Origin of the sequence: Vibrio sp. nBUS_14 (assembly GCF_051201655.1) — a bacterium.
GTDB lineage: Bacteria > Pseudomonadota > Gammaproteobacteria > Enterobacterales > Vibrionaceae > Vibrio.
In genome coordinates, this window is record NZ_CP179206.1 from 2,906,636 (window position 1) to 2,917,971 (window position 11,336).

General features: G+C 44.8%; 11 protein-coding genes and 1 pseudogene. 4 read left to right on the forward strand and 8 right to left on the reverse strand.

Annotation, left to right across the window (positions count from 1 at the left end):
• Positions 1–285: 285 nt before the first annotated feature.
• From treC to gmhB, 5 genes are all read right to left on the reverse strand, one after another.
• A complete protein-coding gene (gene treC / locus ACMAZD_RS13670; protein ID WP_435247629.1) occupies positions 286–1,971 on the reverse strand; it encodes an alpha,alpha-phosphotrehalase in 1,686 nt (561 codons plus the stop codon).
• A 119-nt stretch (positions 1,972–2,090) separates the two neighbouring features.
• On the reverse strand, positions 2,091–3,515 hold the full coding sequence (treB, locus tag ACMAZD_RS13675) for a PTS trehalose transporter subunit IIBC (protein ID WP_435247630.1): 1,425 nt from the start codon (positions 3,513–3,515) through the stop codon (positions 2,091–2,093).
• 204 nt (positions 3,516–3,719) lie between these two features.
• Positions 3,720–4,664 carry a trehalose operon repressor TreR gene (treR, locus tag ACMAZD_RS13680; protein ID WP_435247631.1) on the reverse strand — a complete coding sequence of 315 codons (945 nt, stop codon included), beginning with the start codon at positions 4,662–4,664 and terminating at the stop codon, positions 3,720–3,722.
• Positions 4,665–4,752: 88 nt separating this feature from the next.
• Positions 4,753–5,094 carry an MliC family protein gene (locus tag ACMAZD_RS13685; RefSeq protein ID WP_435247632.1) on the reverse strand — a complete coding sequence of 114 codons (342 nt, stop codon included), beginning with the start codon at positions 5,092–5,094 and terminating at the stop codon, positions 4,753–4,755.
• 77 nt (positions 5,095–5,171) lie between these two features.
• Positions 5,172–5,723, reverse strand: coding sequence for a D-glycero-beta-D-manno-heptose 1,7-bisphosphate 7-phosphatase (gene gmhB, locus ACMAZD_RS13690; protein WP_435247633.1), 552 nt, complete (start codon positions 5,721–5,723; stop codon positions 5,172–5,174).
• 240 nt (positions 5,724–5,963) lie between these two features.
• On the opposite strand from gmhB, the gene metN reads away from it, so the two are divergent.
• From metN to ACMAZD_RS13705, 3 genes are all read left to right on the forward strand, one after another.
• Entirely contained in the window at positions 5,964–6,998 is a 1,035-nt protein-coding gene (gene metN, locus ACMAZD_RS13695; protein ID WP_102435093.1) for a methionine ABC transporter ATP-binding protein MetN, read from the forward strand.
• Positions 6,988–7,671: a methionine ABC transporter permease gene (locus ACMAZD_RS13700; protein ID WP_172379922.1), complete on the forward strand. Its 684-nt coding sequence runs from the start codon at positions 6,988–6,990 to the stop codon at positions 7,669–7,671. The genes metN and ACMAZD_RS13700 overlap by 11 nt, the downstream gene beginning before the upstream one ends.
• Before the next feature lie 67 nt (positions 7,672–7,738).
• On the forward strand, positions 7,739–8,548 hold the full coding sequence (locus ACMAZD_RS13705; RefSeq protein WP_435247634.1) for a MetQ/NlpA family lipoprotein: 810 nt from the start codon (positions 7,739–7,741) through the stop codon (positions 8,546–8,548).
• 95 nt (positions 8,549–8,643) lie between these two features.
• On the opposite strand, the pseudogene ACMAZD_RS13710 reads toward ACMAZD_RS13705, so the two are convergent.
• The 3 genes and pseudogenes from ACMAZD_RS13710 to syd form a co-directional block, all read right to left on the reverse strand.
• Positions 8,644–8,910 (reverse strand): annotated as a pseudogene (locus ACMAZD_RS13710) (carbohydrate porin); the annotation flags it as partial.
• A 69-nt stretch (positions 8,911–8,979) separates the two neighbouring features.
• On the reverse strand, positions 8,980–9,756 hold the full coding sequence (locus ACMAZD_RS13715) for a Zn-ribbon-containing protein (protein WP_435247635.1): 777 nt from the start codon (positions 9,754–9,756) through the stop codon (positions 8,980–8,982).
• Between the two features lie 4 nt (positions 9,757–9,760).
• Positions 9,761–10,306, reverse strand: a complete 546-nt coding sequence (gene syd / locus ACMAZD_RS13720; RefSeq protein ID WP_435247636.1) for a SecY-interacting protein — start codon at positions 10,304–10,306, stop codon at positions 9,761–9,763.
• A gap of 131 nt (positions 10,307–10,437) precedes the next feature.
• Between syd and queF the strand changes: the two genes are divergently transcribed.
• Positions 10,438–11,283, forward strand: coding sequence for an NADPH-dependent 7-cyano-7-deazaguanine reductase QueF (queF, locus tag ACMAZD_RS13725; RefSeq protein WP_435247637.1), 846 nt, complete (start codon positions 10,438–10,440; stop codon positions 11,281–11,283).
• The last annotated feature ends 53 nt before the right edge of the window (positions 11,284–11,336 follow it).

Sequence of the window (11,336 nt, forward strand, 5' to 3'; positions counted from 1 at the left end):
TTCTATCTATGGCTAGGTTGCCCAAGTTGTAATGGCCTACTATCAGATTTCTGTTCGTCACAACCAAGTTTTGCCATTTGCTTCCTTCAGATTTCACCTCACGGTGAACACCCTTGCATAGGCTAACGGTTCTCGCTCGACTGAGCCCGTAGAGGACTTTCACCTCCTAGATCAACGCCATGCTCGGCGCACAAACAAAAAGGCTTTGGGGAGCACTCCAAAGCCTTTGTAGAAGCCTAATCCTTTAAGGCGGATAAGAATTAGGCTTATTGAAATGAAACAAGGTTACCCTTCAATCAAGAGAATGCGAGTCTCGTAAGGTCGCAAAACTTGGTGATGAGACTTAACTGATCTCTCCCTCACATGATAATTAGACAACAGGCTCTTAGCCTTCATCATCTCAAAACGCTCAGGTAAAACGCACTCAGCCTCTTCACCGTAGTAGTTATTAATACAAATCAAAGTCTGGCTTTCACTCTCGCGAGAATACGCAAATACCGACGGGTGCTCAGGCAATAGATCTTGATAGTTGCCATGAGTAATCACGGGCACTTCTTTACGCAACTCAATCAAGCTCTTGTAGAAGTAAAATACAGAGTCTTTATCTTCCAATGCTTGTTCGGCGTTGATCTTAGTGTAGTTATTCGCAACATCAAGCCATGGCTGTGATTGTGAAAAGCCTGCGTAAGTTTCATTGTTCCATTGCATTGGCGTACGAGAGTTATCACGAGATTTCTGCGCTAAAATAGCCATCATATCCTGACGAGCCACGCCATCACGGTTAACCATGATGTCGTACATATTGGTGCTCTCTACATCACGATATTGGCTGATGTCGGTATAACCCGGGTTAGTCATTCCAATCTCTTCACCTTGATAGATATAAGGTGTGCCTTGCATCATATGCACCGAAGCAGCCAACATTTTAGCCGACTCAACACGATATTGTTGATCGTTGCCCAAGCGGCTCACGACTCGTGGTTGGTCATGGTTACACCAAAACAGTGCACCCCACCCCTTACCGTTCAAACCTGTTTGCCAGTGATTGAAGATCGACTTGAGCTGTAAGAAATCAAACGGCGCATTAGTCCACTTCTCACCATTGGTGTAATCAACCTTAAGGTGGTGGAAGTTAAACACCATCGACAACTCACTGTTATCAATGTTTGAGTATTGCTGACAATGTTCCAACGTAGTTGAAGACATCTCGCCTACGGTCACGCTGCCGTATTTCTGGAATACCGCTCCGCTGATCTCTTTTAGATATTCATGCACACGCGGGCCGTCTGTGTAAAAACGGCGACCATCACCGATATCATCATTAGGGAAATCTTGCTGCTTTGAAATCAAGTTAATCACGTCCAAGCGGAACCCGTCGACGCCCTTCTCAGCCCAGAAGCTGATAACGTCTTTCACTTCTTCACGTACGACCGGATTCTCCCAATTGAGGTCGGCCTGCTCCTTGGCAAACAGGTGAAGGTAATATTGACCAGTCGCTTCGTCTAACGCCCATGCATTACCGCCAAACTTGGATTGCCAGTTAGTTGGTGCTTCGCCGTTTACAGGATCTTTCCAAATGTAGTAATCACGATAAGGGCTGTTTTTATCACCCAATGCGGATTGGAACCATGCATGCTCAGTGGAGGTATGGTTAACCACAATATCCATCACGATACGAATACCACTCTGATGCGCTTCAGCCAGCAACACGTCGAAATCTTCCATGGTGCCAAATTGAGGGTTAATCGCGTAGTAATCTGAAATATCGTAGCCGTTATCGATCATTGGTGATGCGTATACTGGAGTTAACCAAATCGCATCAACACTCAAGTGTTTTAGGTAGTCCAGTTTCGAAATGATCCCTTTGATATCACCAGTACCTTTACTGCCGCCGTCACAAAAGCTCTTTGGGTAGATTTGATAGATGGTTGCGGTTTTCCACCAGCTTTCATCATGTTCAGTCATCGCCATCTCTAACACTCACTTACCAAAAAATAATAAATAAAAATCACCATGTTCACATGGTCGATAGAAGTCGTTTCTAAGGAAAAAAGCGATGACTGGATTGAAGTCACCGCTGATATGATGCGCTACGCGTTTGCCGTTTCGAGCTCACCTTTTGACTGTGCACGCTTATAGAAGAACAGCGTTAAGGTCACTGGCAATACAATCGCCACCAACATCGCCACTAAATAAACAGACCAATATTGCGGTTGAATCGACAAGATACCCGGCAAGCCGCCCACACCGATGCCGTTCGCCATCACGCCTGCGCTACCACAAATAGCGGCTGCTACGGCACTACCAATCATTGCGCTCAGCATTGGGAATTTGTATTTAAGGTTGATGCCGTACATCGCAGGCTCTGTCACACCTAAGTAGGCAGAGATTGCAGCTGGAACCGAGATGTCTCGTTCACCTTCGCGTTTACTCAAGATAATGATGCCAACAACCGCTGAAGCTTGTGCAATGTTAGATAGCGCAATCAGAGGCCAAATTGGTGTGCCGCCTAAGTCTTGCATCAACTGCAAATCGACTGCGTTAGTCGTATGATGAATACCCGTGATAACCAAAGGTGCGTAAAGGAAGCCAAATACCACTGAACCAAGAATCGCGAAGTCACCGGTCATGGCTGCTTTCGCTGCGAATGCGACGCCATCACCTAGCATACGGCCGAATGGACCAATAAAGGCGTGAGCCAGAATCACAGACAAAATGATCGACACAAATGGCACAACTACAAGGTACAAGTAAGCTGGCACGATGCGCTTAAGGTTGGTTTCAATGAAGGCTAATGCCACACCCGCGAGCATCGCAGGGATCACCTGTGCTTGGTACCCAACTTTCTCAATCACAAAAAAGCCAAAGTCCCACACTTCAGGAACGGCTTTACCTATCATGTAAGCGTTCATCAGCTGCGGCGACACTAAGGTCACACCGAGCGTGATGCCCAAAATAGGGGTTCCGCCGAGCTTCTTAACCGTCGCCCAACACACACCAACCGGTAGGAAGAAGAAAATCGCTTCGCCAATCAGCCATAAGAAAGAGTGAACGGTTGCCCAGAATTGGCTGATTTCAACTAAGGTTTTGCCGTCGAACATGCGAATGTCGCCAATCACATTACGGAAACCAAGAATCAAACCACCAGTAATAATGGCAGGCAGCAGTGGCACAAAAATTTCGGCTAAATGGGAGATACCACGCTCAAGGAAGTTCATGTTCTGACGAGCAGCCAATTTCGCTTCATCTTTTGATGAGGCCTCTTTGCCCGTTTGCTCAATCAGCAGTGCATACACTTCGTCAACTTCGGTGCCAATCACCACTTGAAATTGGCCTGCGTTAGTAAAGCAGCCTTTTACTAGCTTGAGCTTTTCGAGTTCTGCTTTATTTGCCTGATCTGTCTCATTCAATACGAAACGTAGTCGAGTTAGACAATGGCTGACACTCGCAATATTCTCTTTACCACCAACTAACTCGATAAGACGCGCAATGTCTTGCTTCGCTATCTTACTCATACTACCCCACCCTGGTTTTATTCAATGACTCATCTAAATCATTGAGTAATAACCACTCAGATTTAGATTTCTGGGAACATTCCCAAAACTAGTTATTATAGTGCCTAGCTGAATGAAAAATTAAAATGGGAACAGTCCCATTAATTGAAAGGGATCACAATCTAATTTTAATCTAAGCGGTTCAATTTCGCTTGATTGAGTGGATTATAGAATCGGAGATTGAGTGTGATGAGAGATCTCTGAATTGCCTAAAAGCTGAGAGATCAATAGATTAGCGGCCAATTTACCTGCAGATTGATACCCAGGATCAATACTAAATACTCGCGGGAACAAGAAAGAGAGAAGATCATTGCCACCGACACCGGTAACCACCACATCTTCACGTTGTAGCTCTTGTAGACGTTTGATGACGCCAAGAGCCAATGTGTCACTGGCACACACAATCGCTTGAGTCGCAGGAGTAAGCACCTCATCCACCAACTGATAAGCACTTTCATGATGAAGTTGGCCAGTACGATAGTTGGCGATCGAGCCTGTGACTTCACACCAATCTAGGTAGGCCTTAAGACGAAGCTCACCAGTTGATTTATCGCTAGGATCAACGCCAATGAAGCCAACATCAGAGATTCCCTGCTCCGATAGATGCGTTAACGCACTATTGATCACCTGTTGGTTATCATAGTTAATCGACGTCACGTTCTCGGTATCCAGAGCAATCACTACGGCTTTGTGTTCCCACGCTTCGATTGCAGGAATATCGCAGTCAGTAAAGCCAAACACAATAATGCCATCTACATTGCGGCGCTTAAGAACCTGAAGATGCTCGTTGGCTTTTTCTCTATCTAACTGACTTTCCATGATCACGACATCGTAATCCGCTCGATACAACTCAGCCAGCATGGTACTAACCGCTTTGTTTTCAGAGGGAGAGTCCAAACGAGAAATGATTACACCGATGACTTTTTGACTGCCACCACGCATCGACTGCGCAGACTTTGAAGGCGTATACCCAGATTCTTGAATTACTCTTTCCACCCTTTCACGGGTTTCAGGTTTCACTTTTGGATCATTGGTCAGAACGCGTGATACGGTTGACTTACCAACACCGGACAGCTTAGCAATATCGAGAATAGTGAGTTTTTTGCTCATAAAAAGTCTAACGTTAAAGGGGAGAGAAGAAAAAGTGAGGGCATAATCCCTCACTTAACTGTTTGTAAATCCTAGCAGTTACTATGACTTACTTTTGACAATTTCGATAGACGACACGGCCAAGTTCTAGACGTGCATTGTCACCTTTAGTACGTAAAGTGACGCTGTTAATCAGTTCAGAAGTTCCATTATCTAAGATGTATTTCGTTCCTGAACCTGCTGGAACTTGAGTCAGACGGTATTCATTCTCAGGGAGACGTAATACCGCTTTTTCATTATCAAGGTAAGCCACTTCAAACGAAACGTCAGACTCACATTGATAAGTCACGAATTGATTATCTGATGTTGCGCTCTCAGTCTCAGGAGCTGCTGATTTAGAGCACCCGACTAATGCAACTGAACATAGAGATGCTACTAACATACTTTTCATACTTCGTTCCTCATATTTATAGAGTGGGTAAATATAGTGAACAACACTCATTTGCATACTGAGCGATAGGTCTGTGTTTAGCCTTTCAAATATGCTGGTACATCTTCAATACTATCCAGCACGACACTGGCAAGTGCCTCACCCTTTTCAGTCACGGGTTTACCGGTTCTCACCAATACTCGAGTACCAACACCAGCAGCTTCTGCTGCCATCATGTCTTCGGCTTTATCGCCGATCATGACAGAGTTCGCCATATCAATTTTCAGAAAGTCACGAGCAGAAATGAACATGCCTGGTTTAGGCTTGCGACATTCACAATCTTGTTTGTAGTCGCCAATGCCGTGTTCAGGATGATGAGGACAGTAATAGATACCATCTAACTCAACGCCATTATCGACAAAGTTCCAATCCATCCACTGTGTCAAAGAAAGAAAACGATCTTCGCTAAACTTGCCACGAGCAATACCAGATTGGTTGGTCACTAGTACCAATAAATAGCCCATATCTTTAAACGCTTTCGCCGCTTCAAATACACCATCGATGTATTCAAAGTCATGCTCATCATGTACGTAGCCGTGATCAACGTTAATCACACCATCACGATCTAAAAAAACAGCCGGTTTAGACAAAATTCAGTTCTCTATCAACTCTCTATTAATCATTAATTATTACACGCTTTATTTGCTTCATCACTATCTATTTAGTTTAGCGTTCGTTAACGATTTGTTTCTACCTTAGCAACACAATCAACGTTTAGCCGTCTAGACGTAAAAATATCTATTGACTTAGATCATAGAACACCATAGCATCGTCTGTAAATCGAACGAGCTATCGATATATTATTCTGTTTTACCTGCACGAGTTTCCCTATGATTAAAGTGAATCAAGTCAACAAGGTTTTCTATCAAGGCACTAAAGAAATCAATGCCTTAATAGATATCAACCTCCACATTCCTCAAGGTCAAATCTTTGGAGTCATTGGCTCTTCAGGTGCAGGTAAAAGTACCCTAATCCGCTGTGTAAACATGTTGGAAGCCCCAACCTCAGGTGAAGTGATTGTTGACGGTATTGACCTAACAAAACTCAGCAAATCAGAACTCAGCGAAGCGCGTCGTAACATCGGCATGATCTTCCAACACTTTAACCTACTGTCTTCTCGTACTGTATTTAACAATGTAGCACTGCCTTTAGAGCTTGCGGGTAAAGATAAAGCGGTTATTGAGGCGAAAGTCAGTGAGCTACTTGACCTTGTAGGCCTATCAGACAAACGTGATACCTATCCTGCTAACCTAAGCGGCGGTCAAAAGCAGCGTGTTGCGATTGCTCGCGCACTGGCGTCTGACCCGAAAGTATTGTTGTGTGATGAAGCGACCAGTGCACTGGACCCTGCAACGACTCAATCTATTCTTGAGCTGCTGCGTGAAATCAACCGCAAGCTGAACATCACTATCCTACTTATTACTCATGAAATGGATGTAGTGAAAAGCATTTGTCACGAAGTGGCGATCATTGGCGGTGGTGAATTAGTAGAGAAAGGCACCGTCGGTGACATCTTTGCACACCCTAAGACAGAGCTGGCGCATCAATTTATTCGCTCAACCTTGGATCTGACCATTCCTGAAGATTACCAAGCACGCTTGCAAGAAACTCGCGTAAACAGTAGTTACCCGTTGGTACGTCTTGAGTTTACTGGCGCAACCGTTGATGCACCGCTAATGACGCAAATTGCACGTAAATTTAATATCGATGTCAGCATCTTAAGCTCAGATCTAGATTACGCAGGCGGTGTTAAGTTCGGCATGATGGTCGCAGAACTGTTCGGTAATGAAGCCGATGATAATGCTGCTATTCAATTCCTACGCGACAACAATGTAAAAGTAGAGGTGCTTGGTTATGTCCTTTAGTTTCAACGAGATTGCTGACTGGATCAGCCTTAACGGTAACCTTCTATTAGGCGCAACAGGCGAGACGCTTTACATGGTTGCCGTTGCGGGCATTGTTGGCTTTGCTGTCGGTATTCCATTAGGCGTGATTCTACACACGACTAAAAAAGGTGGTCTGTTAGAGAACACCAAGCTAAACAAAATTCTCGGTGCGATTGTCAACGTGGGTCGTTCAGTGCCTTTCTTAGTACTGATGGTTGCGATTATCCCACTAACTAAGATGCTGATTGGTACCTTCATTGGTACAACAGCAGCGATCGTGCCACTAACGATTGGCGCTATCCCATTCGTGGCTCGACTTATCGAAAGTGCGCTACTAGAAGTACCAACAGGTCTAGTAGAAGCGGCTCAATCAATGGGCGCGACACCAACACAAATTATCAATAAGGTTCTGCTTCCTGAAGCACTACCGACTATCATCAACTCAGTAACGATTACATTAGTAACGCTGGTGAGCTACTCAGCAATGGCAGGTACCGTAGGTGGTGGCGGCCTAGGTGATGTCGCTATTCGTTACGGATTCCACCGTTATGATGTGACTATCATGGCTGTGACGGTCGTGATGTTGATTGTGCTGGTACAAATTATTCAATCAATCGGTGATTCATTAGTTCGCCGCGTTGACCACAGATAAAAACTGACAGCGTTATGCATTAATAGCGAGCTATTGATCAATAAAGAGTTATTAAAAGGAGATTATTATGAAATTTAACCTTAAAGGTTTACTTACTATCGCAGCCGCGGCATCAGCGCTAGTACTAGCAGGTTGTGGTGACAAAGAAGTTGATACTTCTAAAGTAAAAGTTGGCGTAATGGCAGGTGCTGAAGCACAGGTTGCTGAAGTTGCAGCTAAAGTAGCAAAAGAGCAGTACGGCCTAGATGTTGAGCTAGTAACTTTCACAGATTACGTAACACCAAACGCGGCACTGGATGACGGTTCTATCGACATCAACGCATTCCAACACGCACCGTACCTAGATCAGCAAGTAGCTGACCGTGGCTACAAGCTAACTATTGTTGGTAACACGTTTGTTTACCCAATCGCGGGTTACTCTAAAGAAGTTAAATCTGTAGACGAAATCCAAGACGGCGCGCGCATTGCTGTACCAAACGATCCAACTAATCTAGGTCGCTCTCTGCTTCTTCTTGAGCAACAAGGTCTGCTTGAGCTTCATGAAGGTGCTGGTCTTCTAGCAACCGTTCGTGACATCGTAGGCAACCCTAAGAACCTAACCATTGTTGAACTAGACGCTGCGCAACTTCCTCGCTCTCTAGATGACGTAGCACTGTCTATCATCAACACTACTTACGCGAGCTCTATCAACCTGACTCCGCAAAAAGACGGTATCTTCGTTGAAGACAAAGATTCTCCATACGTAAACCTAATCGTTTCTCGTGAAGACAACCTAAACGCTGAAAACGTACAGAACTTCGTTAAAGCTTACCAAACTGAAGAAGTGTACAACGCAGCTTCTGATATCTTCCACGGTGGCGTAGTTAAAGGTTGGTAATCAACTAAACTACAGCATCGTACAAATGCCCGAAGGGGCTGACTCAACGTCAGCCCCTTTTTTATTGATTGCCGCTGGCTAAAAGGGTCGACTTACTACCAAGCTCCCACTTGTATGCCGACACTCATTTCGCTGTTTACCTTCAGCGAAAGCATTGTCGTTTTCAGCATCATTTAAATAAGTCGCAAAGATACGAAATTCAGGACGCGACCAAAAGCCCACTTGCGGCACCCCAGCCTGAGCCACCGTAAACTTGCCACCCGCCCCATCTTGGTTATTAATGGTTCCAACAAACCCACCATTTCAAGGATGGTACGCATGCGCTTGTCCCACTTGTAAAGCGGACGAATGCAGGGAGAAAAGCAGAGGAACAAGTATCGAAGTATTGGCTCATACTTCGATACCCTGAATCTAGAATAAAGTTAAGTGGATTACTTAATATGATCCCAAGAGATGTTCGACACCAAGCGGCAGTCGTCACACTTAAAATAGAAAATGTCGTGGATCGGCGCATCTAGCAGCCATTCACCACCACATTGCGGGCATTTGCGCTCTTTTTCAGCTTTTAGGCTAATGCCACCCACACGGTATAAGTAGTAATACGTTGGGATCTTAGTGAGATATTCAATACGTCCTCTTAAACCCCAACCGCGTTTGAACAATACGCTTTTGGTATCACTGATCTCAGTTAGAGTTGCGTGTTCAGCACGACACCCCCCCCCCATTTGGACTTCATCACAGGCCTGCCATTCAGTCTGCCATTTCAACACAGCTTTATGGTCGCCATTAAAAGTCGGTGGATTGCGGTATAAAGGGATCGGCAATAAACTGTCGCCACTGCGCAACGGTGAACAGGTATGAACAAACGTCGTGTACAGCACCTGCCAGCTCGGTTCTTCGTCTTCAGCCACTTCTTCAGAATTAAGATCTCGGCCAAGCAAACGCATTTTAGGAGCAAGAAGACTCGCGTTAGACAAACGATCAAAACAGACTTTTACGAAATCTGAATGGTTACGTGGGTGCAAGCTTTCTTGCTCTGGGCAGACAACACGAACGTAAAACTCGCCGTCACCCATCACGATAGGAAACTCACGGCCTAGCACTTGTCCGTTATAACGTAGTGCATCCATTAAGCCATTCACCGCCTTGTCGACAGCGCTTACGGTTGTGTTATCAAAACACTCAAATTGAAGTTCTAGTACGTACATCTATCTATACCGCTGGTTGTAACTTTTCTAAAAACTCAGCCAATGTCTCAGCGAGTACATCACGATTTTTGGTGCCTAAGCGCTCTAAAATCACGTTGCCAGTTAAGTTACAGATAGAGATAACATCCAGCTCTGCATCAGTCGCTGCGATGAAAACCGTCGGTTTCAGCTTTAGACGACGCTGCGTTACCAAGTGACCTAGAATGTTTTCTTGCAGGCATTCGAAGTCTTCATCACTCCAAATTTGTAAAAGAGTCAGCTCATTGCCGTCAAAAGTCGCATTCATATCTGCGCTGTATTGAGCACCATAGAAGGTTTTGATGTCTTCATGCAGCGTTAGCTCTATGCCTGTTTCTACGTTGGTAAAATCAGCGAATTGCTCACGTGGGTAGTGTTTCCATAACACGGCATCGCCGCTCTTTTCTTCTACGCAAGGCGACACAATATCTACCAACTCCTCATTGCGAGGTAAACTTTGGTGTTGCAGTTGCCACGCGTCAACGTATCGCTGACTAAAAGAAAGTAGTGCGTCTTGAGCACGTTGAGTCATGAAAATCTCCTAAACACAAAATAATAAATAGAATCAGGGACCTTTCCGTGCCGATTAAGCGATGACTTAATGACAGGGTAATGGGGATTCAGTAAAATCGACCCCATTCTAATCGAATTTGAAACGAAAGTATGAGCAAATATTCTGACGCAAAAGAGCTAGCGGGTTTAACCCTAGGCCAAAAAACTGAGTACTCTAACCAATACGATGCAAGTTTATTGCAGCCAGTACCTCGTAGCCTGAATCGTAATGACCTTGCGCTAAACGGTGACCTACCTTTTATTGGCCATGATATTTGGACGATGTACGAACTTTCGTGGCTAAACACTAACGGCCTACCACAAGTGGCAGTGGGTGAAGTTTTCATCCCAGCAACCAGCCCAAATTTAATTGAATCAAAATCTTTCAAGCTTTACTTGAACAGCTACAACCAGACTCAATTTGAAAATTGGAACCAAGTCACTGAGCGTCTTACTCAAGATTTGTCGGCATGTGCGGGCGAAACGGTGATTGTGAACATAAACTCAGTAACCGATTACACCAACCAGCCTATCGTAACGATGGAAGGCGACTGTATCGACAACCAAGACATCCAAATCACTAGTTACGATTTTGAAGCGTCACTGCTTGAAGGCGCTGCTGGCGAGCAAGATGTTGAAGAAACACTGCACAGCCACCTGTTAAAGTCGAACTGTTTGATCACCAACCAACCGGATTGGGGCAGCGTTGAGATCGCATATTCAGGTAAGCAAATTGACCGTGAAGCTTTGCTACGCTATTTAGTTTCTTTCCGTGAACACAATGAATTCCACGAACAATGCGTTGAACGTATCTTCACTGATATCATGAAATACTGTGGCCCATCGAAGCTAACTGTGTTCGCACGTTACACGCGTCGTGGTGGTCTGGATATCAACCCATACCGTTCAACAGAGCAAGATAGACCAAGCCACAATAAGCGTATGGCTCGCCAATAATCAGGCGGAAAGCAGTTACTCTTATTTGAACCTATCCAATCTTTAAAGGGACA